22 protein-coding genes, 2 tRNA genes and 1 pseudogene are annotated in these 21,351 nt (G+C 62.7%); 12 read left to right on the top strand and 13 right to left on the bottom strand.

From position 1 onward, the window contains the following. Positions 1-96: 96 nt before the first annotated feature. Genes pvdO through pvdM form a run of 3 tightly spaced genes read right to left on the bottom strand, consistent with a single transcriptional unit; the run spans position 97 to position 3,611 of the window. Positions 97-960 (bottom strand): dihydropyoverdine dehydrogenase, encoded by an 864-nt coding sequence (gene pvdO, locus ACZ9A3_RS14180; protein WP_476252828.1) that lies wholly within the window; start codon positions 958-960, stop codon positions 97-99. 12 nt (positions 961-972) lie between these two features. Further along, positions 973-2,244, bottom strand: coding sequence for a pyoverdine-tailoring periplasmic protein PvdN (gene pvdN, locus ACZ9A3_RS14175; RefSeq protein WP_093381105.1), 1,272 nt, complete (start codon positions 2,242-2,244; stop codon positions 973-975). 17 nt (positions 2,245-2,261) lie between these two features. Continuing rightward, positions 2,262-3,611, bottom strand: a complete 1,350-nt coding sequence (pvdM, locus tag ACZ9A3_RS14170) for a pyoverdine-tailoring dipeptidase-like protein PvdM (RefSeq protein ID WP_093381108.1) — start codon at positions 3,609-3,611, stop codon at positions 2,262-2,264. A 186-nt stretch (positions 3,612-3,797) separates the two neighbouring features. Between pvdM and ACZ9A3_RS14165 the strand changes: the two genes are divergently transcribed. Further along, the gene (locus tag ACZ9A3_RS14165; RefSeq protein ID WP_249744418.1) at positions 3,798-4,247 is read left to right on the top strand and encodes a hypothetical protein; all 450 of its coding nucleotides are present in this window, start codon (positions 3,798-3,800) and stop codon (positions 4,245-4,247) included. A gap of 39 nt (positions 4,248-4,286) precedes the next feature. Here the strand turns inward: ACZ9A3_RS14165 and pbpG are convergent, their stop codons facing one another. After that, a complete protein-coding gene (gene pbpG, locus ACZ9A3_RS14160; protein ID WP_082075415.1) occupies positions 4,287-5,210 on the bottom strand; it encodes a D-alanyl-D-alanine endopeptidase in 924 nt (307 codons plus the stop codon). 228 nt (positions 5,211-5,438) lie between these two features. Then, complete coding sequence (locus tag ACZ9A3_RS14155) at positions 5,439-5,621, bottom strand: hypothetical protein (protein ID WP_093381111.1); 183 nt, start codon at positions 5,619-5,621, stop codon at positions 5,439-5,441. Between the two features lie 256 nt (positions 5,622-5,877). Here ACZ9A3_RS14155 and ACZ9A3_RS14150 point away from each other — a divergent pair, with 256 nt between their 5' ends. Then, positions 5,878-6,696, top strand: a complete 819-nt coding sequence (locus tag ACZ9A3_RS14150) for a shikimate 5-dehydrogenase (RefSeq protein WP_045194586.1) — start codon at positions 5,878-5,880, stop codon at positions 6,694-6,696. Between the two features lie 85 nt (positions 6,697-6,781). Here the strand turns inward: ACZ9A3_RS14150 and ACZ9A3_RS14145 are convergent, their stop codons facing one another. The 3 genes from ACZ9A3_RS14145 to nhaR form a co-directional block, all read right to left on the bottom strand. Then, a complete protein-coding gene (locus ACZ9A3_RS14145; RefSeq protein ID WP_476252827.1) occupies positions 6,782-7,426 on the bottom strand; it encodes a YceH family protein in 645 nt (214 codons plus the stop codon). Positions 7,427-7,522: 96 nt separating this feature from the next. Beyond that, positions 7,523-8,734, bottom strand: coding sequence for a serine/threonine transporter SstT (sstT, locus tag ACZ9A3_RS14140; RefSeq protein ID WP_093381115.1), 1,212 nt, complete (start codon positions 8,732-8,734; stop codon positions 7,523-7,525). 198 nt (positions 8,735-8,932) lie between these two features. Next, positions 8,933-9,829 carry a transcriptional activator NhaR gene (gene nhaR, locus ACZ9A3_RS14135; RefSeq protein ID WP_045194578.1) on the bottom strand — a complete coding sequence of 299 codons (897 nt, stop codon included), beginning with the start codon at positions 9,827-9,829 and terminating at the stop codon, positions 8,933-8,935. 137 nt (positions 9,830-9,966) lie between these two features. On the opposite strand from nhaR, the gene ACZ9A3_RS14130 reads away from it, so the two are divergent. Together ACZ9A3_RS14130 and ACZ9A3_RS14125 are read left to right on the top strand one after the other, a co-directional pair. Continuing rightward, a complete protein-coding gene (locus ACZ9A3_RS14130) occupies positions 9,967-10,209 on the top strand; it encodes a hypothetical protein (RefSeq protein ID WP_045194576.1) in 243 nt (80 codons plus the stop codon). 32 nt (positions 10,210-10,241) lie between these two features. After that, positions 10,242-10,991, top strand: a complete 750-nt coding sequence (locus ACZ9A3_RS14125; protein ID WP_045194575.1) for a TerC family protein — start codon at positions 10,242-10,244, stop codon at positions 10,989-10,991. Positions 10,992-11,068: 77 nt separating this feature from the next. Here the strand turns inward: ACZ9A3_RS14125 and ACZ9A3_RS14120 are convergent, their stop codons facing one another. Then, positions 11,069-11,245, bottom strand: coding sequence for a hypothetical protein (locus ACZ9A3_RS14120; protein ID WP_476252826.1), 177 nt, complete (start codon positions 11,243-11,245; stop codon positions 11,069-11,071). A 161-nt stretch (positions 11,246-11,406) separates the two neighbouring features. On the opposite strand from ACZ9A3_RS14120, the pseudogene ACZ9A3_RS14115 reads away from it, so the two are divergent. Next, a pseudogene (locus tag ACZ9A3_RS14115) lies at positions 11,407-12,145 on the top strand (peptidase C39 family protein). Positions 12,146-12,167: 22 nt separating this feature from the next. Here ACZ9A3_RS14115 and ACZ9A3_RS14110 read toward each other — a convergent pair. Further along, positions 12,168-13,451 carry an NAD(P)/FAD-dependent oxidoreductase gene (locus ACZ9A3_RS14110; protein WP_476252825.1) on the bottom strand — a complete coding sequence of 428 codons (1,284 nt, stop codon included), beginning with the start codon at positions 13,449-13,451 and terminating at the stop codon, positions 12,168-12,170. Between the two features lie 186 nt (positions 13,452-13,637). Here ACZ9A3_RS14110 and ACZ9A3_RS14105 point away from each other — a divergent pair. The 4 genes from ACZ9A3_RS14105 (at position 13,638) to ACZ9A3_RS14090 (ending at position 15,239) form a co-directional block, all read left to right on the top strand. Further along, positions 13,638-13,714, top strand: a tRNA-Val gene (locus ACZ9A3_RS14105). Between the two features lie 159 nt (positions 13,715-13,873). After that, positions 13,874-13,950, top strand: a tRNA-Val gene (locus ACZ9A3_RS14100). Positions 13,951-14,105: 155 nt separating this feature from the next. After that, a complete protein-coding gene (locus ACZ9A3_RS14095) occupies positions 14,106-14,678 on the top strand; it encodes an SPOR domain-containing protein (protein WP_476252824.1) in 573 nt (190 codons plus the stop codon). Between the two features lie 135 nt (positions 14,679-14,813). Further along, positions 14,814-15,239: an HD domain-containing protein gene (locus ACZ9A3_RS14090; RefSeq protein WP_093381127.1), complete on the top strand. Its 426-nt coding sequence runs from the start codon at positions 14,814-14,816 to the stop codon at positions 15,237-15,239. 3 nt (positions 15,240-15,242) lie between these two features. On the opposite strand, the gene ACZ9A3_RS14085 is transcribed toward ACZ9A3_RS14090, so the two are convergent. From ACZ9A3_RS14085 to ACZ9A3_RS14075, 3 genes are all read right to left on the bottom strand, one after another. Then, positions 15,243-15,935: an endonuclease gene (locus ACZ9A3_RS14085; protein WP_045194565.1), complete on the bottom strand. Its 693-nt coding sequence runs from the start codon at positions 15,933-15,935 to the stop codon at positions 15,243-15,245. A gap of 6 nt (positions 15,936-15,941) precedes the next feature. Continuing rightward, on the bottom strand, positions 15,942-16,211 hold the full coding sequence (locus tag ACZ9A3_RS14080; RefSeq protein ID WP_045194563.1) for a DUF1654 domain-containing protein: 270 nt from the start codon (positions 16,209-16,211) through the stop codon (positions 15,942-15,944). A 165-nt stretch (positions 16,212-16,376) separates the two neighbouring features. After that, the gene (locus tag ACZ9A3_RS14075) at positions 16,377-17,465 is read right to left on the bottom strand and encodes an asparaginase (RefSeq protein ID WP_038994567.1); all 1,089 of its coding nucleotides are present in this window, start codon (positions 17,463-17,465) and stop codon (positions 16,377-16,379) included. Positions 17,466-17,800: 335 nt separating this feature from the next. Between ACZ9A3_RS14075 and ACZ9A3_RS14070 the strand changes: the two genes are divergently transcribed. From ACZ9A3_RS14070 to ACZ9A3_RS14060, 3 genes are read left to right on the top strand one after another with little or no spacing between them, the layout of a single operon-like run. Continuing rightward, positions 17,801-18,760, top strand: a complete 960-nt coding sequence (locus ACZ9A3_RS14070; RefSeq protein WP_476252823.1) for a substrate-binding domain-containing protein — start codon at positions 17,801-17,803, stop codon at positions 18,758-18,760. A 47-nt stretch (positions 18,761-18,807) separates the two neighbouring features. Beyond that, positions 18,808-20,358, top strand: a complete 1,551-nt coding sequence (locus ACZ9A3_RS14065) for a sugar ABC transporter ATP-binding protein (protein WP_258594129.1) — start codon at positions 18,808-18,810, stop codon at positions 20,356-20,358. Beyond that, the gene (locus ACZ9A3_RS14060) at positions 20,355-21,347 is read left to right on the top strand and encodes an ABC transporter permease (protein WP_045194554.1); all 993 of its coding nucleotides are present in this window, start codon (positions 20,355-20,357) and stop codon (positions 21,345-21,347) included. The genes ACZ9A3_RS14065 and ACZ9A3_RS14060 overlap by 4 nt, the downstream gene beginning before the upstream one ends. Positions 21,348-21,351 lie beyond the last annotated feature (4 nt).

The following is a 21,351-nucleotide window of genomic DNA, read 5'->3' as shown; positions in this document are numbered from 1 at the left end:
GTGTCGGGGCCGATAGCCTCGAAGGCGGCCCCCGGGGCTTGGGGATTACAACGATAGGACGAGTGGCTTGCGGGACAATTTAGCGCCGTTGGCCCGTCACGGTTCGCGGACCAGGCGTACGCCAATCCAGTCTCCGCGGTTGCCTGGCAGGTTGGCGTTGCGGTTGCCGGAGCGCGAGAAAATCGGCGCCTCGCCCCAGTCGTTGCCACGAATCACCACCACCTTGCAGTCGGCCTGCTGCCAGGCACTGCCGTCGTTCGGGGCGCCTTCGTAGCTGTCGTGATAACAGTCGGCGACCCATTCGTAGACGTTGCCGTGCATGTCGTACACACCAAAGGCGTTGGCCGGGTAGCTGCCCACCGGCGAGCTGAAACTGAAGCCATCCCTGGGCCCGTAGACGTTGGCGTTGCGGCTGATCTGGTAGTCGCCGTCCGGGTCCATGTCGAACGGGAACGGCCCGTTGCTGCCGGCGCGGGCGGCGTATTCGCGCTGTGCTTCGCTGATCAACCGGTAGTGCTTGCCGGTCTTTTTCGTCAGCCAGTCGGCATAGGCCTGGGCATCGTGATAGCTCATGCACACCGCCGGTTGTCGCGGGCCTTGCTGGTAGCGCGGCTTGCTGGCCTTGCACTCGCGGCCCGGGCGGGTGTCGCCGTCGGCAATCTTGGCCCCGGACTCGCGCAGGTAGGCGTCCCATTCACCGGCAGTTACCTGGTAGCGGCTGACCGCGAACGGCTTGGCGAAGGTCACGGTGTGTTGCGGGCCTTCGTCGGGCTGGCGGCCGACTTCGTCGTCCGGGGTGCCCATGGTGTAACGGCCGGCCGGCAGCATGACCATTTCCGGGCAGCTGCTTTTACAGTCGCGAAAGACCTTGCCCGGTTGTACCGCGTCGGCGGCCTGGGCGCTGGCGATGCTGGTCAGCAGCGCGAGTACGGATAGCGGGTAGAGCAGTGGTGAAGACATGCGAAGGCCTTTTCAGAGTTTTTTGATCAGCAGGGCCATGGCCCGATCGATTTCCTGCTCGTTGTTGAGCAGGCCCGGAGCGAAGCGAATCACCGGGCCGACGTCGCGCGACACGGCGTCGACCATTACCCGGTTGTCGACCAGGTAAGCGGCGATGGCATCGGCGTTGCGTTCCTTGACCCTGAAGAAGGTGAAGCCCGCCGAGTGTTCGCTGCTGAGCGGGGTGACCAGTTCGATGGCCTTGTGCTCTTTGAGCCGCTGCTTGAGCAGGTCGTTGAGCTGGTGGATGCGCGCCTGGACATCGGCCTTGCCCAGTTGCAGGTGCAGCTCGAAGGCCTTGCCCAGTGCCCAGCGGTGCTCGAAGGCGTGGTAGCCGCCGGGGGTCATGATGGTGGCGAAATCTTCGTCCTCGGAGAAAGTGGCGAAGGTCGGGGTCAGGTGCTGCATCTTCTCCGAGGCGGCGCAGATGATCCCGGTACCACGCGGGCCGAACATCCATTTATGGGTGCCGGCGATGAAGTAGTCGCAGTTGAAGTCGGCGAAGGTGCTGTTCTCGACACCGAAGCCGTGCACGCCGTCGACCACGTAAATGATCCGCTGGTTTTCATCGCGCTCGCGGTTGTGCCGGCGCACCAGCTCGCCGATCTGCCCGACCGGCAGCTTTACGCCGCTGCCCGAGTGCACCCAGGTCATGCCCAGCACCCGGGTGTTGGGGGTGATGGCCTGGTCGATCGTGCTTAGCACCTGGTCGGTGGAAATTCCCCAGGGCTGGCTGAACAGGCGCAGCTTGCGCACCTGGGTGCCTTCGTGGCGCTGGCGAAAGGCCAGGGTGCGGTTTGTGGAATAGTGCTCGTGTTCGGTGGTGAGGATTTCCTGCTGCGGGCTGACCTGCAAGCGCCCGTAAATCATCCCCAGGCCTTCGGTGGTGCTGCCGGTCAGGGCGATCTGCCGGGGCCTGACTTGCAGGTAGCGCGCCGCCCACTGGCGGACCTCGCCTTCACGCTGCCATTCGTACTGGCTCTCCCAGTCCATGCGGCTGGCCGGGTTGCGGTCGACTTCAGCGCGGTAGTAATCGATGGCTTCCTGCACCGGGCGCGGGTGGGCAGTGACCAGGAAATTGGCAAAGTGGGCGTAGTCCGGATCCAGGGGGAACAGCTGGCGCAGGTTGCGCCATTTGTCGCTGCCGCTCAGCGGCGCGGTCGGGGTGGCCAGCGCCTCGGGTAGCAACGGCAGGCTGGCGGCGAGCAGGCCGGCCTGCTTGAGAAAGGTACGGCGATCTGTCATGGCGGGCGGCTTCCGGCTCAAGGGGTGGCGGTGGCGGCAACGGGCTGGGCGGTTTTTTGCACCTGCGCCCACACCCGCAGGAAGTTGCCGGCCCACAGCTTGCCGATGTCGGCCTCGGAGTAACCACGGGTGAGCAGTTCGGCGGTGACGTTGCGGATTTCGCTGACATCCTTGAAACCCTCCAGGCCGCCGCCGTCGTTGAAGTCGGAGCTGATGCCAACGTGGTCGATGCCGACCTTCTTCACCGTGTAGTCGATGGCATCGACAAAGTCCTTGAGGGTGGCTTTGGGTTCTTGATCGAGGATGCCGTAGAGGCTGCTGGCGTACTCGCCAAAGCGTGCCTCGGGCCAGATGGCGATTACCGCGTCGCCGGGCATCAGGGCGTTGGCCAGGCCTTGCAGCGGTTGCAGGTCGAAGCGCACGCGCAGGGCTTCGAGCTTGTCCAGGGTCGGCTTGCTCAGCGGTTTGAGGTACTGGCCGAAACCGACCACCTGGATGACGCCGCCGCTGTCCTTGATCAGCTGCATTTCCTTGTCGCTGAGGTTGCGCGGAATATCCACCAGCGCCCGCGGCGCCGAATGCGAGGCCACGAACGGCGCCTGGCTCAGGCGTGCGACGTCCTCCAGGGCCAGGGTCGACATCTGCGACACATCGATGATCACCCCCAGCGCGTTGAGGCGCTTGACCGCCTGCTCGCCCAGTGGCGACAAGCCGCCGAGGGCGTCGGCGGTGTCGTTGAAGAACGGCAGCGGGCGCGAGGAGTCGGCCCAATCGTTGTTGCCGGTGTAGCTGAAGCCGAACATGCGCATGCCGCGCTTGGCCCACAGGTCCAGCTGTGACAGGTCGTGGCCCAGCGGGTAGGCGTTGAGCATGCTGATGAACACGGCGAACTTACCTTCGCCATTGAGGCGCCGGAAATCATCCGGGGTATAGGCAATGCCGACCTGGTTGGGGAAGTCGCGGACCATGTTGCTGATGATCTTGTAGCGCACCTCCTGCTGGTGCCGGGCTTCGTCGACAAAGCCCGGGGTCGGGCGGTGCGGGGCATTGGGGCCGTTCCACAGCTCCGGCCAGCCGAAAATGGTCAACGCCGCACCCGACAAACGCCCTTGCCCGGCCTTGACCAGATCGAACTGGCCGTGGCCGTCCTTGTCGATCTCGTTGCCGGCGCTACCGAAGTTCAGCGGCACAGTGACATGGCTATCGAACGACAGCATGTGCTCGTGCAGGGCATTGGCCTGTTCGACGATCGGGCGCGGGTAGCCGTGCTGGGATTTGAAGTACAGGTAGCCGGCGGTGGCAGCGGCCACTGCCAGGGCCAGGGGCAGGCCGATGTAGAGGGCTTTGCGGGAACGGGATGTGGTCATTGCCATCTCGACGTTAGGCTGATCGGAGCGGTTTGCCCGGTGCACAGGCGTGCCGTGGGCAAAGCTTGGGTATCAGGAGGGACGAGTGGCGTGCGGGCAAATTTATCCGGGCGAGCGCCGGGTTCAAGTTTCAGCGTCTGCGGCCGATAGCCGGGTTAACCCCAATACCATCAGGACGATAGAAACATGGCAGGTTTTAGCGCCGTATCAATCAACGGGACCCCATTGAACAGCGGCATCAACACCGGCATCACCGTCACCGGCCAGGAAAGGCAGGCCGGGATGGAAGCGGCGGGCGCGGTCAGCGTCGACCTGTCCAAGCTGCGTGATAGCGGCAAGGCCGAAGAGGCCAAGGAAAAGGAAGAGGCTAGTGCCGGCGAAGAACCGGCGCACATCAAGCAATTGCGCGAGATGATCAAGAAAATGCAAAAGCAGTTGGCCGAGCAGCAGAAACGCTTGCAGGAAGTCCTGGCCAGCGACATGGAGCCGATCCTCAAGGCTTCCGCTGTTGCTGCCGCGCAATCGGCGGTGGGCGCGACCACGGCGTCGATCGCCAGCGCCACGGCAACGCTGCTCAAGGCGCTGACCGAAGCCGGTGGCAGCAGCTCAGGCTCGTTGGTCAGCACCAACGCCTGAAACGAAAAAGGGCCTGTGCATGCACAGGCCCTTTTGTTTTCAGTCAGCCAGTTGACGGTTCTGCGTGCGCTCTGACTTGTAGCGCATGGCTACTGCCGGGGCCGGCTTGGTGCTGCCGGTCTCAAGCCACTGGCGCATGCGGCTGGCGTCGGCAAAGTGGGTGTACTTGCCAAAGGCATCGAGGATCACCATGGCCACCGGGCGGTTGTCCATCTTGGTCAACAGCACCAGACAATGGCCGGCATCGTTGGTGAAGCCGGTCTTGGTCAGCTTGATGTCCCAGTTGCTCTTGTTGACCAGGTGGTCGGTGTTGCGAAAGCCCAGGGTGTAGTTGGGTTTTTTGAACGCCACGGTCTGCTCGCGGGTGGTGCTCAAGCTGCTCAGCAGCGGGTAGTTGCGCGCCGCCATCAGCAGCTTGCTGAGGTCGCGGGCAGTGGAAACGTTGCTGGTCGAAAGCCCCGTCGGCTCAACATAACGGGTGTGGCTCATGCCTAATGCACGGGCCTTGGCGTTCATCGCCTTGATGAAGGCGTTGTAGCCGCCCGGGTAGTTGTGCGCCAGGGTTGAGGCCGCGCGGTTTTCCGACGACATCAGGGTGATCAGCAGCATGTCCTTGCGGTTGAGCTGGCTGCCCAGCTTGACCCGCGAATACACCCCTTTCATTTCCTTGTTCTGGGCGATGGTGACCGTGAGCATCTCGTCCATGTTCTGCTTGGCGTCGAGCACCACCATGCCGGTCATCAGCTTGGTCACCGAAGCGATCGGCACCACCCGGTCAGGGTTGTTGGCGTAGAGCACCTTGTTGGTTTGCAGATCGATCAGCAGGGCGCTGCCGGAGGCCAGGTGCAATTTCGCTGGATCGCGTTGTTGCTGGGCCGGGGGTTGAGCAGCAGCGGTCGACGTGACAGTCGCAGTACCTGTGAGCAACAGCAGCAGGCTTAGAATCGAAAGGGAAGTTTTCACGTTGAGGCTCACTAGAAGTTGTTATGTCGTTGGCTGTGCAAGGGTTTTCCCCCAAAAACCGCTGCATTTTAGGAGTATGGCCTAGTTGCTGTCGATTGCCCGGACAGCGCTATCGTGCAGATGAAAAAAACTTAATCCAAGTGCCTTACAGCGGCCCATAAAAAGCCCCGCCAAAGGGCGGGGCAAGGGGCTGTGCGGAGCAACGCACGATAAAACGGTGGGCAGGCCTCAGGCTTGCAGGCCGGGGCCCTCGAGACGCTCGGCGAGGGCCTGGGCGGCCGGCAAGGAGGTCAATGGCCCGGAGATCGCTTCGCCATTGCGCACCAGGTACCAGCAGGCCAGCAAGCCCAACTCCCTGAGCGAGGTGGGGACGGCGCTGCCGATGACGGACATGATATTGATAGGGGCCATTGGGGTTCCTCCCGTGAGTCATGGGCCTACCTTAGCGTCGAGTGCCGGGTGGTTGAAATCAACGCGCTTGATAGTGATCATCAGCCACGACAGTTCATAGCCACTCCTCACAGCACAACGCCGACGTCGGGGATATTTATAAGACTGCGGGAACCGAAAAAATCACACAGGTTCAGAGTAAAGGTTATGTAAGGGCCGATCAGCGGTCTGCGGCGGGCGAGGGCGCAGTGCCAGTCCGTTTCCTGAGGAGATTTCAATGGCAACATTTCCAGGCAAAGACACCCAGCTGTGCATCTCGTTGGCCGGGCGTCCGGGCACCTTTGGCGTGCGCTTTCACAACCATCTGTATCAGCAGCTGGATCTGGATTTCTACTACAAGGCCATGACTACCGATGACCTGCCGGCAGCCGTTGCCGGTATCCGTGCCTTGGGCATCCGCGGCTGTGGCGTGTCGATGCCTTACAAGGAAGCCTGCCTGGCCCTGGTCGACGGCATTGACCCGTCGGCGGCGGTCATCGAGTCGATCAACACCATCGTCAATACCAATGGCCACCTGGAAGGCTATAACACTGACTACCTGGCCGTGCGCCATTTGCTCCTGCGTCACCAGGTGGACCCGTCGACGGCGTTTGCCCTGCGCGGCAGCGGCGGCATGGCCAAGGCGGTGGCCAGTGCCCTGCGCGATGCCGGCTTTAGCCAGGGCATCATCGTTGCCCGCAATGAACAAGCCGGGCGGCAACTGGCCGACAGTTGCGGCTATCGCTGGCAGGCAGAGCTGGGCGACCTGTGCCCACCGATGTTGGTCAATGTCACGCCGATCGGCATGGCCGGTGGGGTTGAAGCCGAACAGTTGGCCTTCGCCCCCGAGGCGATAGCGGCGGCGCAGCGGGTATTCGATGTGGTGGCGATGCCGGCGCTGACGCCGTTGATCGTCGAAGCCCAGCGTCTGGGCATACCGGTGATTACCGGGCTGGAGGTGATTGCCTTGCAGGCGCTGGAGCAGTTCGTGCTGTACACCGGGGTACGGCCAACGGCGGAGCAGGTGGCGCGGGCAGTGGCGTTTGCCCGCGGCTGAAGGGTAAAACCTATCGCAGGGCAAGTCGGGTCGCCGCACCGCCGCTCCCACAGTGGGTCTGGTGGTACACAACCCCGCGATGCTGTTACTCGAACTGCGCCAGGCGCTCTTCCAGCGCCGCAATCCGTGCTTCCAGCGCTTCGATCCGCTCCAGCGATACCGCGCCACCGGCCGAACGCTCCGGCCCTTGCTGGCGCGCCGCCAGGATCGCCTCGATCTCGGCCGGATCGCCCAGCGCATGGGTGTAGCGATCTTCACGCTGCCCGGCCTGGCGCGGCAGGTGCAGGGCAAAGCCGCGGGCGATCAGGCGCTCAAGCTGGTGCACCACCTGCTCGGCATCTTCGAACTCATGCATGCGGCTGCTGCGGGTCAGCAGTTCGTTAACCGTTTGCGGACCGCGCAGGAACATCAGCCCCAGCAGGGTTACCTGCGCCGGCACCAGCTCCAGGGCCTTGTCCACGCGCTGCTCCCAGCGGTCGGCGCGGCTGCCCATCTGCAGGCGGGTCAGGCCCTGGCCTTCGAGCGCGCGCAGGGCCTGGCCAACCTGGCCCTGGCTGAGGTTGGTGACCGGTTCACGGCTGGTCTTCTGGTTGCAGGCCAGCACCAGGGCGTTGAGGGTCAGCGGGTAGGTTTCCGGGCTGGTGGCCTGTTTTTCGATCAGCGAGCCGAGCACGCGGATCTCGGTGTTGGTGAAGCGGGCGTCGGAAGCGGTTTCGTGTTCGGCGGACATGGCCCTGTCTCTATGCGAAGAAAGGCCTCTAGCCTAGGTGCGCAACAGGGTAAAACACAAGCAGCCGGTGCAGGACGCACCGGCTGCAGGTCAAGCTCAGGCGGCCTGGCGCTCTTTGGCCATGCAGGCCGCGGCGGTGAACAGTACGTCGGTGGAGGAGTTCAGCGCGGTTTCCGCCGAGTCCTGCAGCACACCGATGATGAAACCGACGGCCACCACCTGCATGGCGATTTCGCTGGGGATGCCGAACAGGCTGCAGGCCAGCGGGATCAGCAGCAGCGAGCCGCCGGCCACGCCCGAGGCGCCACAGGCGCAGACAGCGGCGACAACGCTGAGCAGGATCGCGGTCGGGATGTCGACGGCGATGCCCAGGGTGTGCACGGCAGCCAGGGTCAGCACGGTGATGGTGGTCGCTGCGCCGGCCATGTTGATGGTCGCGCCCAGCGGGATCGACACCGAGTAGGTGTCTTCGTGCAGGCCGAGTTTCTCGCTCAGGGCCATGTTGACCGGGATGTTGGCCGCCGAGCTGCGGGTGAAGAAGGCGGTGATGCCGCTTTCACGCAGGCACAGCAGCACCAGCGGGAAAGGGTTGCGGCGAATCTTCCAGAACACGATGATCGGGTTGACCACCAGCGCCACGAACAGCATGCAGCCGATCAGCACGGCCAGCAGGTGCAGGTAACCGAGCAGGGCGTCCAGGCCGGACTGCGCCAAGGTCGAGGCGACCAGGCCGAAAATCCCCAGCGGCGCGAAGCGAATCACCACGCGTACGATCAAAGTCACGCCGTTGGACAGGTCGGCAACCACCGTGCGCGTGGTCTCCCCGGCGTGACGAATGGCCACACCCAGGCCAATGGCCCAGGCCAGGATGCCGATGAAGTTGGCGTTCATCAGCGCGCTCACCGGGTTGTCGACCACGCTCAGCAGCAGGCTTTGCAGCACTTCAGTGATGCCACCGGGAGCACTCAAGGCAACGTCCGAGGTGCTCAGCGCCAGGTTGGACGGGAAGGCCATGCTGGCAATCACCGCGACCACGGCGGCGGCGAAGGTGCCGAACAGGTACAGCACCAGGATCGGGCGGATATGGGTTTCGGTGCCGTGACGGTGGTTGGCGATCGAAGCCATGACCAGGATGAACACCAGGATCGGCGCCACCGCCTTGAGCGCGGAGACGAAGACCTTGCCGACGAAGCCGAGGCTTGCGGCGGTCGTGGGGGCGAACACGGCCAGGGCAATGCCGGCAGCGAGGCCGATCATGATCTGGACCACCAGGCTGGTGCGGTTCAACAGGTTTAGAACAGGGGTCATGGCAGGTGTTTCTCTGTCTTGTTCAGGGCGCGGTGGGCGAACCACGGCGCTGGAGCATGGGGCACCTGGCGGGGCAGGGCCGAGAAAAAGGGCGCGACTTTAGCACAGCAGGGCACATTTGGTGTTTGCGCTGCGTCAGACGGTAGGACGCAAGTGTAGTCTGCGCGCCCTTTGCAAACGGCGATGAACCCGCGCCGGCTACCAGTTGAACAGCTCGCGGCGGGCGCCTTCGGTAATGGCGACGATACCCGGGTGCTTGACCTTGCGCTCCACTGAAATGGCATAGAACGACTCGTTGACCGCGTCGGTCTGGCCGATCAGCTCGACGCCATACTGCTTGCAGACCTCGTCGGCGATCACGCTGGGGGCAATGAAAATGCCGCTGCCCGATTGGCCGAAGGCCTGCATCAAGGCGCTGTCGTCGAACTCACCGACAATCCGCGGCTGCAATTGCTGTTCGGCGAACCAGCGCAGCAGGCGGCTGCGCACCACGGTTTCCTGGCCGGGAATCAACAGCGGCGCGTGTTGCAGGCAGGCCGGGAAGTTGCGCCCGTACTGTTCAGCCAACGCCTGTGTGGCAAAAAAGCTGATGCCGCATTCACCCAGCTTCTGGCTGTAGCCCTTGATGTCCAGGTGGCTGGGCATGGGGCTGTCGGAAATCACCAGGTCCAGGCGCTGGATCGCCAGGTCTGCCAGCAGCCGTTCGAGCTTGTCTTCGCGGCAGCTCAGGCGCAGGGCGTCTTCCATGTCCATGGTCGGCGCCAGCAGGCGGTAGACGATGGACTTGGGCACCACATCGGCCACCCCGACCCGGAACAGTATCTGCTGTTCATCCGGCCGGGCCCGCAGCATCGCCTCGAGCTCGCCGCCAATCTGGAACATCTGCTCGGCGTAGGTCAGGGTCTGCCGGCCGCTCTCGGTCAGCTCCAGCTGGCGCCCGACCCGGCGAAACAGCTCGATGCCGTAGGTTTGCTCAAGCAGGGTGATCTGCCCGCTGATGGTCTGCGGGGTCAGGTTCAGTTGCTCGCAGGCACGCACGATGCTGCCGGTCTTGGCCACTACCCAGAAGTAATGCAACTGGCGGTAATTGAGCATGGCGATTTCCCGATTCGTAAAAACCGAAGTATAACCGCTGAAAATACGAATTTTCCTGATGTATCTGGCTCTTTAGAATCCCTTGCCATCACGGTGCCCCTGAATGCGCACCGATTTAATTGCATGGAGACCCACAGATGCTTCACTTCAAATCCATCGGTACACCTCTGGTGTTGCTGTTGGCCCTGCTGGCCATGAGCGGTTGCGAGCAGGCGGAAAAGTCCGCCCAGCAAATGCTCAACCAGGCGGCGGAGTCGGCCAAGGAGGCCATCGACAAAACCAACGAAGCCGCCCAGCAGGCCCTGAGCGAAGCCACCGGCTCCGAAGGCAGCGACAAGGCAGGCAAACCCGAGCGCGACGCCAGCGCCCAGGACATCTGACCCACCCCTTACCCCGATGCAGGATTTGATTCATGGAATACTTGTTGGAACTCGCTGCAAGCCCGACCGCCTGGGTCGCCCTGGCCACCCTGGTGGCCATGGAGATCGTCCTCGGTATCGACAACCTGATCTTCATCTCGATCCTGACCAACAAGTTGCCTGAAGAGTACCGCTCCAAGGCGCGGCGCATTGGTATCAGCATGGCCCTGATCATGCGCCTGGGCCTGCTCAGCACCGTGGCCTGGATCGTCCAGCTGACCGAGCCGGTGGTCGATGTATTCGGTCATACCTTCTCCTGGAAGGACATGATCCTCATCGCCGGTGGCCTGTTCCTGCTGTGGAAAGCGACCAAGGAAATCCACGAGAGTGTCGACCCGCGCGCCCAGGCTGAAGCCAAGGCGTCCTCGACCATCACCCTGGGCTTTGCTGCGGCGATTGGTCAGATCCTGGTGCTCGACATCGTCTTCTCGATCGACAGCATCATCACCGCTGTGGGCATGACCGAGCACCTGCCGATCATGATCATTGCCGTGATCAGTGCCGTGATCGTGATGCTGGTGGCCGCCGACCCGCTGGCCCGCTTCATCAACGACAACCCGACCGTGGTGATGCTGGCCCTGGGCTTCTTGATCATGATCGGCATGACCCTGATCGCCGAAGGTTTCGGTGCTCATGTACCCAAGGGTTATGTGTATGCGGCGATGGCCTTCTCGACGGCGATCGAGATCCTCAACATCATGTCGCGTCGGGCACGCTTGAAGCGCGAGGCGGTTGAGGGCTGATAAAGCCATCGCGGGGCAAGCCCGCTCCTACAGTCACTGTGGGAGCGGGCTTGCCCCGCGATGCTTTTCAAAGATTTCTAATGCGCCCCGGCATGCCGGCGACCGCGCCGTAGCGGTACAGCGTCTTTGCCTTCAGGCTGGATGCGATGGTGCGGGTGATGACGCCGGGCGATGCGCAGCACCCCCCAGAGCATGGCAGCAGCGACGCTCAACCAGGCGCCGAGCAGCAGCAAAATTGCCATTGTCAGGCTCATGTGTGCCTCCTCAAATCCGCGCCAAGGCAACGAGGCTCGCCACGCGGACACGTCTTCAGTCTAGCCCGTTGCAGGTTGCAGGCTATTGACCGATGGTCTAGAGGCATGGGCCGCTTTGTTCTAAGCCTGCAACGGGCTATACCCACGGCGCGCGCCAGCCTATGATCAGCGCTCAGGGCCGGGCAGTGGCTGCCGGCCGTCATCGAGCGAGTGTTCATGCCTGCACCGACTTCCCTAACCGCCTTCACCCCGCGCCGCCTGCTGCTGGCCTGTGCGCTCGGCCTGGCCCTGGCCGGCTGTGCCAGCCAGCCGCCATCCCAGCTGAAAAACCTGCCGCAACGGGTCGAGATCGGCTCGGTGCCTTTCTACCGTGGCGAAGCCAACCAGAGCGCCTCGATGGCCCTGGCGGCCTTGCTCTCGCAACAGGGGGTGCGCATCACTCCGGGGCTGCTCGACAAATCGCTGGGCCTGCCGCAGCACATCGACCAGCTTGAGCAGGCGATCCCGCGGGTGGGGCGCGAGTACGGCATGATCGTGTATCCGCTCGAACCACGCCTGGACGCCTTGCTGGCGCAGGTAGCGGCGGGCAACCCGGTGTTGCTGCGCTTTCAGCAAGGTTCGACGTTCTGGAGCGAGCCACGCTATGCCTTGCTGGTCGGCTATGACCGTTACAAGCAGCGGGTATTGTTGCGGGCGGGGATGAACCGGCGCCTGCTGATGGAGTTCGATGACTTCGAATCAGCCTGGCAAAAGCAGGGGAGTTGGGCGGTGCTGGTGCAGCAGCCGGGCCAGTTGCCGGCCCAGGTTGACCGTCAGCGCTGGCTGAAAGCGGCCAATGACCTGGCCCAGGCGGGCCAGGAACAAGCGGCCCGGCAGGCCGTCAGCGCCCTGGGGCAGTGACGGCGCGAGCCGGGCAGGGGGCTTAGAAGCCCAGACGATCGCGCAGGCTGTAGTACCAGGCGCCCAGCGCGCTGAACGGTACACGCAGCAGTTGGCCACCCGGGAACGGGTAGTGCGGCAGCTCGGCGAAGGCATCGAAACGCTCGGCTTGGCCACGCAGAGCCTCGGCCAGCACCTTGCCCGCCAGGTGGGTGTAGGTGACGCCGTGGCCACTGCAACCCTGGGAGTAATAGATGTTGTCGCCCAGGCGGCCCACTTGCGGCAGGCGCGACAGGGTCAGCAGGAAGTTGCCGGTCCAGGCGTAGTCGATCTTCACGTCCTTGAGCTGCGGGAAGGCCTTGAGCATTTTCGGGCGGATGATCGCTTCGATGTTGGCCGGGTCGCGCGCACCGTACACCACGCCACCGCCGAAGATCAGGCGCTTTTCGCCGGTCAGGCGGTAGTAGTCGAGCAGGTAGTTGCAGTCTTCGACGCAGTAGTCTTGCGGCAGCAGGCTGCGCGCAAGCTCTTCGCCCAGCGGCTCGGTGGTGATCACCTGGGTGCCGCACGGCATCGACTTGGCGGCAAGTTCCGGCACCAGGCCGCCGAGGTAGGCGTTACCGGCAACGATGATGAACTTGGCGCGTACTTTACCTTGTGGGGTGTGCACCACCGGGTTGGCACCGCGCTCGATGCGGATGGCCGGCGATTGCTCGTAGATCTTGCCGCCCAGCGACTCGACCGCGGCAGCTTCGCCCAGGGCCAGGTTCAGCGGGTGGATGTGGCCGCCGCTCATGTCGAGCATGCCGCCGATGTACTGGTCGCAATCGACCACTTCACGGATGCGCTTCTGGTCCATCAGCTCCAGCTGAGTGTGGCCGAAGCGTTCCCACAGGCGCTTTTGCGATTCCAGGTGGCCCATCTGCTTGGGCGTCAGGGCGGCGAACACGCCACCGTCTTTAAGGTCGCACTGGATGTTGTATTTGGCCACGCGCTCACGGATGATGCGCCCGCCTTCAAAGGCCATGTGGCCCAGCAGTTGTGCCTGCTTGGGGCCGACGGTGCGTTCAATGACGTCGATGTCGCGGCTATAGCTGTTGACGATCTGGCCGCCATTGCGGCCCGAGGCGCCAAAGCCGACCTTGGCAGCTTCCAGCACGGTGACCTTGAAGCCGCTCTCCAGCAGGAACAGGGCGCTGGACAGGCCGGTATAGCCGGCGCCGATCACGCAGACATCGGTCTGTACCTCTTCCTGCAGCGCCGGGCGCGGCGGAACCGGATTGGCCGATGCGGCGTAGTAGGACTGAGGGTAGGGGGTATTGGCCATGCTGCGAAACCTCTGTTTTATATTTTTTACGACTGTGCCGATGCTATCAATAATAATAAACACCCGCTAGTCGTGTGTTGAAAATCCTTTACCCCGGCTTTTGGCAAATACTTTTGATATTCAGTGGCTTAGCGTTAAAAAAAGAGTTGACACCTTTCGGCGATTGGGTAGAATGCGCCCCACAGCAGGCACATAGCTCAGTTGGTTAGAGCACCACCTTGACATGGTGGGGGTCGTTGGTTCGAATCCAATTGTGCCTACCAAATCAAATCCGCCCCTGCTGGCGGTACACAAAAAGGCGATCCGCGAGGGTCGCCTTTTTTGTTTGCGGGCGTTTTTTGCCGGCAAAGCAAAGCTGCTGATTTTTTTATGAAATTTCGCTTTACGAAGGTTAAAGACCTGCGTATTATGCGCCCCACAGCAGGCACATAGCTCAGTTGGTTAGAGCACCACCTTGACATGGTGGGGGTCGTTGGTTCGAATCCAATTGTGCCTACCAAACAAATCCACACTGCTGTGTGGTAACAAAAAGGGCGATCCGCAAGGGTCGCCCTTTTTGCATTTCAGCTGTAGGAGCGGGCTTGCCCCGCGATAGGGCCCTAAAGGCCAGCCAAGAATGCTAAAATCCGCCGCTTGCATTCAGGAGATAGACGCGTGCGCAAAGTGGCGGTGGTAATGGCGGTGCTGGCTCTGGCCGGTTGCGAAAACGAAGTCGAAGGCGTGCACAAGCAGGTGGCCGAACACCTGCAGAACCCCAAGACAGCCAAGTTCGCCAACGTGCGATTCGACCAGCAAGGCATTATTTGCGGCCAGGTGCGCGGCAAGGACGACGCCGGCGTGTTCGTGCCGTATCGCAGCTACGTGGCGATCAAGCAGGCCGCGGGCGACTATCAGCTCATTATTGCCGACCAGGGCAGCAACCTGGCCATTCGCGAAAAATGCGGTGGCGCCGACCTGCAGCGCGCCGCCGACGCTGCGGCAGACAAACCTGCGCCCCAAGGCTGGGATGTCGAGATCGTCCAGGGCGCGAACATGGGCGCCCTCAGCGACATGACTGCACGCCTGATCGAAAAGCAGATCCCGTCCTCGGTGGTCTACCGCAACGGCAAGCCGGTGGTGCTGCTCGGCCCTTATCCCGACAAGGCGCAAGCCGAGGCGCAGCAAGCCGATGTCATGGCGCGCCTGGGCACCGACTCGATCGTCATCCAGCACGACGCCCTGCGCTAGTTTATTAAGGTCGAGAGTTATGAGGGCGAGGTATTCATTCTCAACTGATTGACTATGCTATGCGTGACGGTGAGTTGATCGATGTCTACAGCATGGCGCGTCTACGACGCCAGCCGCGCTGAGCAGGAGGGCCATATGTCTACGCTGGAGCGGGCCATTGCGGTTGCGGCGAGGGCACATGAAGGGCAGCGCGATAAAGGCGGAACGGCCTATATCCTCCACCCGTTGCGGGTGATGCTGAGGGTGTCGACGGCCGAGCAGCGCATTGTCGCGGTGCTGCACGACGTGCTCGAGGATTCACCGATGACCCTCTCTGACCTTGCCCGCGAAGGCTTCGCCCTGAAGATCCTGGCCGCCGTGCAGGCGCTGAGCCGGCGCGATGACGAAAGCTACGAAGCCTTCGTGGTGCGGGTCGGCGATGATCCGCTGGCGCGGGTGGTCAAGCTGGCTGATCTGGCCGACAACAGCGACCTGTCGCGCATCCCCATGCCCGGCCCCGATGACATCGCCCGCCTGGCCCGTTACCAGCAGGCCAGCGCCTACCTGCAGGCGCTGGCCTGAGCCTCAACCGCAGGCGCTGAGGTTGACCGGGCCGACGAACTCGTTGCCATGGCCCATCACACAAGCCACCCTCTGGTTGCGCTGGCGCTCCCAGGGCTGCGGCGGGTAGGTCTTGTTCCAGGCTTCGTACAGCTGGCGGTCCTGCTTGGACAGCTTGAGGCTGTACTGCTTGCTCATATAAAAGTAGGTGCGCGCAATCATGCCACGAATGGACGGCCGCGGCATGACCTTCTTGGCTTTAAAGTCCACCTGGGTCAGGCACGAGCCGTATTGCCCGCGCTGCTCGGGCAGCCAGCCAAAACTGAAGTTGCTGCGATCGCCATTGACCTCGCCAATGCTCGGCACCAGGTTGTGCAGGTCGGCCTCGGCGCGCTGGTAGACCTTGTCATTGCGCGAACAGTTCTTGCGCCCGCCGCTTTGCCAGCACTGGCGCTGGTGGCCGATCTGCCAGGCCGGGACGATATGCTCCCACTCGATGCGCGAGGCGCGATTGGCATTTTTGCGCGGCACATACCCGCAGGCCTGCAAATCGACCTTGTTGCCGTTGTATTTGCAGCCGCAATAAAACTCGGTGGACTGCGGCGCATACAAACGCCAGGCGACCTTCTTGGCTTCGCTGAAGGTGCGCGGTGCATCGGCGTGGGCGGTGGTGACACTGAACAACAAACAAGCTACTGCAAAAACCGGAAATCTCATGCGCTTTCAATCTTCCTTCGGCACAACCCAGAAAATCTGCACGCCACCGTCATCGCGGTAGGCGAGGGTGACGTTGTCGTTCTCGGCGATTTCGTCGAGCAGGGTGGCCCAGTCTTCAGGCGTTTCGTGCTCCAGGCGGAAGATCAGCGCGGCCCGGGCTTTTTGTGCGGTGGGGGAATTGATGATTTTCTGGATGCGGGTGCCCAGTTGCTCGTAGCTGCTGGCAGGGGCGGAAGTGGTGGCCACAAAGCGTTCCTTTTTTAGCTGTATGCGCATACAGTATTTTACTGTAAGCAATTTCGCAACAGCTCGTCGGTGAAAGAGCGCATGTGACCGCAAACCGCGCGGTTTGCTGCGGTCTGTTTAAAGTATTTTTTGCCAGGGTAGGGGAAGCAGGCTTGCCCGTCCTACAGGGCGGGCAAGCGCTTGGGGGCTACTTGATCAGTATTCCCAGAAGATCCGCTGCAGCTCTTTGCTGTCCTGGGTCTTGGTCATTGCAACCATGGCAAGGATCCGGGCTTTTTGCGGGTTCAGGTCGTGGGCGACGACGAAGTCGTTCTTGTCGTCAGGCTGCTCGGCGTTGCGCAGCACGAAGCCGCCGGCATTGACGTGGGACGAGCGAATGATCTGCACGCCTTGCTTGCGCAGGTCGATCAGGGTCGGGGCTACTTTAGAAGACACCGAGCCATTGCCGGTACCGGCGTGGATGATCGCCTTGGCGCCATTTTGTGCCAGGGCCTTGTAGGCGGTGTCGGTGACGTTGCCGTAACCGTAGGCGATGTCGACCGCAGGCAGGCTGCTGATTTTCTTGATGTCGAATTCCGAGTCTACGGTGTGACGCTTGGCCGGCAGGCGGAACCAGTAGGACTTGCCTTCGACGACCATGCCCAGTGGGCCCCATTGGCTCTTGAAGGCTTCGGTCTTGATGTTCACCGATTTGCTGACGTCGCGACCCGACTGGATCTCGTCGTTCATGGTGACCAGCACGCCCTTGCCGCGCGAGTCCTTGTTGCTGGCAACAGCCACGGCGTTGTACAGGTTGAGCATGCCGTCAGCCGACATGGCGGTGCCTGGGCGCATGGAGCCGACTACGACGATTGGTTTGTCGGTTTTTTCTACCAGGTTGAGGAAGTAGGCGGTCTCTTCCAGGGTGTCGGTACCGTGGGTGATGACGATGCCGTCGACATCCTTGCTGTCGGCAAGCTCGGCAACGCGCTTGCCCAGTTGCAGCAGGTTTTCGTTGCTGATGCTTTCGGAAGCGATCTGCAGCACTTGTTCGCCGCGCACATTGGCCAGGGTGGCCAGTTCCGGAACGCCGGCGATCAGCTTGTCGACACCGACCTTGGCGGCCTGGTAGGTGGCGCTGTTGGCGGTGCTGGCGCCGGCGCCGGCGATGGTGCCACCGGTGGCGAGGATCACCACGTTGGCCAGTTTCTGTTGGTTCTCGACTTCCTTGGCGTTGACGCCTGCGGGCATTAACAGCAGCAGGGCCAAAGCGCCCGGAACGAAGGAATTAAGCGCAGCTTTCATCGTTGATCTCTCTTGTGTCTGGAGTTCGCTGTGTAACGCGCTAACAGAGGCAGATTCCGTACCAGAACAGCCGTTCGTCGGTTTTCATCTTCAATCTATTGATTTTCATGGGCTCAGAGCGCTCGGGAAAACGTCGGTAAAGCATTTTCCTATTCGGAATTCCGAATATTGTGTACAAGAGATGTTCGGTTTTCCGGTTATTTTTAGGATAATTCCTACGTGCGCTTTCCAAATGGTCTGCGGCAGCGGATTTGACAAAGTTTGGTTACGTTTTCATAGTGAGTTAACGCAAACGTTTGCGGCCCGATAAAAATCATAAGATCCGGAGTAAACCCATGAAGCTGCCCTTTGCTGGACGCCTGCTGGCGCTCGCCGTACTTTCCTCACTGTCCCTCGCCACACCCGTTTCCCACGCCCTGGCCGACGACGCCAAGCCGAAAGTCGCGCTGGTGATGAAATCGCTGGCCAACGAGTTCTTCCTGACCATGGAAGACGGCGCCAAGGCCTACCAGAAAGACCACGCCACTGAATTCGAGCTGGTGTCCAACGGCATCAAGGACGAGACCGACTCCAGTAACCAGATCCGTATCGTCGAACAGATGATCGTCTCCGGGGTCAACGCCCTGGTCATCGCTCCGGCCGATTCCAAGGCCCTGGTGCCGGTGGTGAAAAAGGCCATGGATGCCGGCATCACCGTGATCAACATCGACAACCGCCTCGACCCCGAGGTGCTCAAGAGCAAACACCTCAGCGTGCCGTTCGTAGGCCCCGACAACCGCAAGGGCGCGCGTCTGGTCGGTGAATACCTGGCCAAGCAGAAGCTCAAGGCAGGCGATCAGGTGGCCATTATCGAAGGCGTCTCGACCACCACCAACGCCCAGCAGCGCACCGCCGGCTTCAAGGATGCAATGGAAGCGGCGCAGATCAAGGTGGTCTCGGTGCAATCGGGCGACTGGGAAATTGCCAAGGGCAATGCCGTCGCCGCCTCCCTGCTCAACGCCAACCCCGACCTCAAGGCTCTGCTGGCCGGCAACGACAGCATGGCCCTGGGCGCTGTATCGGCGGTGCGCGCCGCAGGCAAGGCCGGCCAGGTGCAGGTGGTCGGCTACGACAACATCAACGCCATCAAGCCGATGCTCAAGGACGGTCGCGTGCTTGCCACCGCCGACCAGTACGCCGCCAAACAAGCGGTGTTCGGCATCGAGGCGGCGCTGAAGATGCTCAAGGGTGAGAAAACCGATGTCGACGCCGACAACGTCATCCAGACCCCGGTCGAGCTGGTTACCCAACCCTAGTCGCAGCGTGCGCGCCTGCCACGGGGTGGGCGCCAGGAGAACAGGCAATGTCAGCGACTGCGGATGTCGTACTTTCAGTCAGCGCCATCGGCAAGACCTACGCGCAGCCGGTGCTCGGTGATATCGAGCTGAGCCTGCGGCGGGGCGAAGTGCTGGCCCTGACCGGTGAAAACGGCGCGGGCAAGAGCACCCTGTCGAAAATCATCGGCGGCCTCGAACGGCCCACCACCGGCCATATGCTTTACCAGGGCCAGCCGTACCAGCCCGGTAGCCGCGCCGCGGCCGAGCGCTTGGGCGTGCGCATGGTCATGCAGGAGCTCAACCTGCTGCCGACCCTGACCGTGGCCGAGAACCTGTTTCTCGACAACTTGCCCGGGCGCGCCGGCTGGATCAACCGCAAACGCCTGCGCCAACTGGCGGTGGCGGCCATGGCCCAGGTCGGCCTGGATGCCATCGACCCGGACACCCCGGTGGGCGAGCTGGGCATCGGCCATCAGCAGATGGTCGAGATTGCCCGCAACCTGATTGGCGACTGCCATGTGCTGATTTTCGATGAGCCGACGGCGATGCTCACCGCCCGCGAGGTGGAGCTGCTGTTTACCCAGATCGAGCGCCTGCAGCAGCGCGGCGTGGCCATCGTCTACATCTCCCATCGCCTCGAAGAACTCAAGCGCATCGCCCAGCGCATTGCCGTGCTGCGCGATGGCAAGCTGGTGTGCGTCGAGCCGATGCAGCGCTACAACAGCGAGCAACTGGTCAACCTGATGGTCGGTCGCGAGCTGGGCGAGCATATCGATTTGGGCGTGCGCAACATCGGCGCGCCGATCCTCAAGGTCAACGGCCTCGGCCGTAGCGACAAGGTCAAGGACGTCTCGTTCGAGGTGCGCAGCGGCGAGATCTTCGGCATCTCCGGCCTGATCGGCGCCGGGCGCACCGAGCTGCTGCGGCTGATCTATGGCGCCGACAGCGCCGACAGCGGCACTATCGAGCTGGGCAATCCGTTGCGTGAAGTGCGCGTCGATTCGCCGGTGGCGGCGGTGCGTCAGGGCATTGCCCTGATCACTGAAGACCGCAAGGGCGAAGGCCTGCTGCTGAGCCAGTCGATCAGCGCCAATATCGCCCTGGGCAACCTGCCGGCGATTTCCCGCGCCGGCATCGTTAACAGCGGCGCCGAGCGCGAACTGGCCGAACGGCAGATCGCCGCCATGCGCATCCGCAGTTCCAGCCCCGAGCAGGTGGTCGGCGAGTTGTCGGGCGGCAACCAGCAAAAGGTGGTGATCGGCCGCTGGCTGGAGCGCGACTGTTCGGTGCTGCTGTTCGATGAGCCTACTCGCGGTATCGACGTCGGCGCCAAGTTCGACATTTATGGCCTGCTGGCCGAGCTTGCGCGCCAGGGCAAGGCGCTGGTGGTGGTGTCGAGCGACCTGCGCGAGCTGATGCTGATTTGCGACCGCATCGGCGTGCTCAGTGCCGGGCGCCTGATCGACACCTTCGAGCGCGACAGCTGGACTCAGGACCAACTACTGGCCGCAGCCTTTGCCGGCTATCAGAAACGTGATGCGTTGCTGCACGAAGCGGCGCCCAGGACGACCCCATGAAAACCACCCAACTGGACACCGCTGCCCCCAGCGCCAAGCGCAGCGGCAGCTACTACGGCCTCGGCACCTACCTGGGCCTGGCCGGCGCCTTGCTGGCGATGATCGTGCTGTTCTCGTTGTTGAGCAGCCACTTTTGGTCTTACGCCACCTTCAGCACCCTGGCCAACCAGATCCCCGACCTGATGGTGCTGGCGGTGGGCATGACCTTCGTGCTGATCATCGGCGGCATCGACCTGTCGGTGGGTTCGGTGCTGGCCCTGGCCGGTTCCGCGGTCAGCGTGGCGATGCTCGGCTGGGGCTGGAGCGTGATGCCAGCCGCCTTGCTCGGCATGGCTGTGGCGGCGCTGGCCGGCAGCATCACCGGTTCCATTACCGTGGCCTGGCGCATTCCGTCGTTTATCGTCTCGCTCGGCGTGCTGGAAATGGCCCGGGGCATGGCCTACCAGCTGACCGATTCGCGCACCGCTTACATCGGCGATGCCTTTGCCTGGCTGTCCAACCCGCTGGCTTTTGGCATCTCGCCGTCGTTCCTGATCGCCTTGCTGGTGATCATCCTCGCCCAGCTGGTGCTGACGCGCACGGTGTTCGGCCGCTACCTGATCGGCATTGGCACCAACGAAGAGGCGGTGCGCCTGGCCGGCATCGACCCGCGCCCGTACAAGATCCTGGTGTTCTCGCTGATGGGCCTGCTCGCAGGGCTGGCTGCGCTGTTCCAGATTTCCCGCCTGGAAGCCGCCGACCCCAACGCCGGCTCCGGCCTTGAACTGCAGGTGATCGCCGCCGTGGTCATCGGTGGCACCAGCCTGATGGGCGGGCGCGGCTCGGTGATCAGCACCTTTTTTGGCGTGTTGATCATCTCGGTGCTGGCCGCAGGCCTGGCGCAGATCGGCGCTTCGGAGCCAACCAAACGCATTATCACCGGGGCGGTGATCGTCATCGCCGTGGTCCTCGACACCTACCGCAGCCGGCGCGCGCGCAGGCGGAACTGAAACA

It is taken from the genome of Pseudomonas sp. TE4620 (assembly GCF_056279045.1).
This window is presented reverse-complemented; position numbering and strand designations above follow the sequence as displayed.

Coding starts and splice junctions, on each gene's coding strand:
- pvdO (WP_476252828.1), bottom strand. CDS start 960: ATGTCTTCACCACTGCTCTACCCGCTATCCGTACTCGCGCTGCTGACC.
- pvdN (WP_093381105.1), bottom strand. CDS start 2,244: ATGACAGATCGCCGTACCTTTCTCAAGCAGGCCGGCCTGCTCGCCGCC.
- pvdM (WP_093381108.1), bottom strand. CDS start 3,611: ATGACCACATCCCGTTCCCGCAAAGCCCTCTACATCGGCCTGCCCCTG.
- ACZ9A3_RS14165 (WP_249744418.1), top strand. CDS start 3,798: ATGGCAGGTTTTAGCGCCGTATCAATCAACGGGACCCCATTGAACAGC.
- ACZ9A3_RS14155 (WP_093381111.1), bottom strand. CDS start 5,621: ATGGCCCCTATCAATATCATGTCCGTCATCGGCAGCGCCGTCCCCACC.
- ACZ9A3_RS14150 (WP_045194586.1), top strand. CDS start 5,878: ATGGCAACATTTCCAGGCAAAGACACCCAGCTGTGCATCTCGTTGGCC.
- ACZ9A3_RS14145 (WP_476252827.1), bottom strand. CDS start 7,426: ATGTCCGCCGAACACGAAACCGCTTCCGACGCCCGCTTCACCAACACC.
- sstT (WP_093381115.1), bottom strand. CDS start 8,734: ATGACCCCTGTTCTAAACCTGTTGAACCGCACCAGCCTGGTGGTCCAG.
- nhaR (WP_045194578.1), bottom strand. CDS start 9,829: ATGCTCAATTACCGCCAGTTGCATTACTTCTGGGTAGTGGCCAAGACC.
- ACZ9A3_RS14130 (WP_045194576.1), top strand. CDS start 9,967: ATGCTTCACTTCAAATCCATCGGTACACCTCTGGTGTTGCTGTTGGCC.
- ACZ9A3_RS14125 (WP_045194575.1), top strand. CDS start 10,242: ATGGAATACTTGTTGGAACTCGCTGCAAGCCCGACCGCCTGGGTCGCC.
- ACZ9A3_RS14120 (WP_476252826.1), bottom strand. CDS start 11,245: ATGAGCCTGACAATGGCAATTTTGCTGCTGCTCGGCGCCTGGTTGAGC.
- ACZ9A3_RS14110 (WP_476252825.1), bottom strand. CDS start 13,451: ATGGCCAATACCCCCTACCCTCAGTCCTACTACGCCGCATCGGCCAAT.
- ACZ9A3_RS14090 (WP_093381127.1), top strand. CDS start 14,814: ATGTCTACGCTGGAGCGGGCCATTGCGGTTGCGGCGAGGGCACATGAA.
- ACZ9A3_RS14085 (WP_045194565.1), bottom strand. CDS start 15,935: ATGAGATTTCCGGTTTTTGCAGTAGCTTGTTTGTTGTTCAGTGTCACC.
- ACZ9A3_RS14080 (WP_045194563.1), bottom strand. CDS start 16,211: ATGCGCATACAGCTAAAAAAGGAACGCTTTGTGGCCACCACTTCCGCC.
- ACZ9A3_RS14075 (WP_038994567.1), bottom strand. CDS start 17,465: ATGAAAGCTGCGCTTAATTCCTTCGTTCCGGGCGCTTTGGCCCTGCTG.
- ACZ9A3_RS14070 (WP_476252823.1), top strand. CDS start 17,801: ATGAAGCTGCCCTTTGCTGGACGCCTGCTGGCGCTCGCCGTACTTTCC.
- ACZ9A3_RS14065 (WP_258594129.1), top strand. CDS start 18,808: ATGTCAGCGACTGCGGATGTCGTACTTTCAGTCAGCGCCATCGGCAAG.
- ACZ9A3_RS14060 (WP_045194554.1), top strand. CDS start 20,355: ATGAAAACCACCCAACTGGACACCGCTGCCCCCAGCGCCAAGCGCAGC.